The organism is uncultured Thiodictyon sp., assembly GCA_903837595.1.
Lineage (GTDB): Bacteria > Pseudomonadota > Gammaproteobacteria > Chromatiales > Chromatiaceae > Thiodictyon.
In genome coordinates this window covers 1-1,515 of record CAILVI010000420.1, presented here as the reverse complement: position 1 = coordinate 1,515, position 1,515 = coordinate 1, and the positions used below count along the sequence as shown (strand labels likewise).

General features: G+C 68.8%; 2 protein-coding genes. Both read left to right on the top strand.

The window, feature by feature from the left end:
- Positions 1-79: 79 nt before the first annotated feature.
- Entirely contained in the window at positions 80-979 is a 900-nt protein-coding gene (prmC, locus tag QZY44_RS25165; protein ID WP_295454617.1) for a peptide chain release factor N(5)-glutamine methyltransferase, read from the top strand.
- 88 nt (positions 980-1,067) lie between these two features.
- A complete protein-coding gene (locus QZY44_RS25160; protein ID WP_295454615.1) occupies positions 1,068-1,238 on the top strand; it encodes a type II toxin-antitoxin system ParD family antitoxin in 171 nt (56 codons plus the stop codon).
- Positions 1,239-1,515: the final 277 nt, after the last annotated feature.

Genomic DNA, 1,515 nt, shown 5'->3' with positions numbered 1-1,515 from the left:
TGCCGAGCGCAGACCGGAGGTCGAGGCTCTAGCCGGAAGGGGCTGGCGGAGTGCCGACACGGCCTTGTCGCTTCATCGTATGAACACTGAGACCCCCGAGAACAGGCAGCGTCGGCGCGTCGACCAGACCCTGAACGCCGCCGCCGCCGCCCTCGCCCGCCTGCCCCAGGCCACGCCCCGGCTGGAGGCCGAGTTGCTACTCAGCGCCGCGACCGGCTGGACGCGCACCCGCTTCATGACCTGGCCTGAGGCCCTGGTGGAGCCCGCAGCCGCCGCCTGCTTCGACGCCCTGCTCGCCCGTCGTCTGGCCGGCGAGCCCATCGCCTATATCCGCGGCCGGCAAGCGTTCTGGACCCTGGATCTGCGGGTCACCCCGGACACCCTGATCCCCCGCCCGGAGACCGAACTGCTGGTCGAGATCGCGCTGGAACTGCCGGACCCGAATCGGCCGCGCCTCATTGCGGATCTGGGCACCGGCAGCGGCGCCATCGCCGCCGCCGTCGCCGACGAACGGCCCCACTGGCGGGTCATCGCCACCGACCGCTCGGTCGCTGCTCTGGCGGTCGCCCGCGCCAACGTCCGCGACTGCGGGCTCGAAAATGTCCTGCTGCTGCGCGCCGACTGGCTCGCCCCCATCGCCCCACACTCACTGGACCTGATCCTCGCCAACCCGCCCTACATCGCCGCGGCCGACCCGCACCTCACCGAGGGCGACCTGCCCTACGAGCCCAGTTCCGCCCTCGCCTCCGGTCCCGACGGGCTCGACGCCCTTCGGCGGATCGCGACCGAGGCCGTTCGCTGCCTGCATCCGGGAGGACTGCTGGCGGTCGAGCACGGTTTTGAACAGGGGGACGCCGTCCGTCGGCTATTCAGTGATCATCACCTGGTCAATCCCGAGACCCGGCGGGACCTGGCGGGACTGGACCGGGTCACACTGGGGTGGGCGCCGGCGGTTGATCAGGCGGAAGAGTCGCAATAACGCCTGCCCAGAGATCCACCGGTGTCTGCTATCCTGACCAAGATCGGCCCCCGCGCCGATGCCGCCCGCTGTCATTGAAGAAGTCGCCATGCAAACCGTGAACATTTCCTTGCCCGATCCGCTCAAGCAGTTCGTGGATGGGCAGGTCGCCCAGGGCCGCTACAGTAGCGCAAGCGACTACGTGCGGGAACTCATCCGTGCAGATGAGAAACGCAATGCCGAAGAGACACTGGAGGCGGCGAGTCAGCCGCAACGCTGATGGCGAAGGTCTATCAGCGAGCGGCGGCCAGGCGCGAGCCTTCAAGATCGATCAAGGCGTCAAGAGCCAAAAGCCCGCGGCCGGAGGTTTCGCCGTCGATCCGGCGCGCGAGCGTGGCGCGGATGTCTTAGAGGGAATCAAGCCGCCAGGCGAGGCTCCGGCTGTGCCAGACCTCCGGGGAATCGACGGCCTTGACGAGCTCCGCGTCGAAGGCCTCCTGGGCCTTGAGGTAGCCGTCGAGCTCCGCGTTCTTGAGGATGAAGTCCGAGGTCGCGCC

Coding starts and splice junctions, on each gene's coding strand:
- QZY44_RS25160 (WP_295454615.1), top strand. CDS start 1,068: ATGCAAACCGTGAACATTTCCTTGCCCGATCCGCTCAAGCAGTTCGTG.
- prmC (WP_295454617.1), top strand. CDS start 80: ATGAACACTGAGACCCCCGAGAACAGGCAGCGTCGGCGCGTCGACCAG.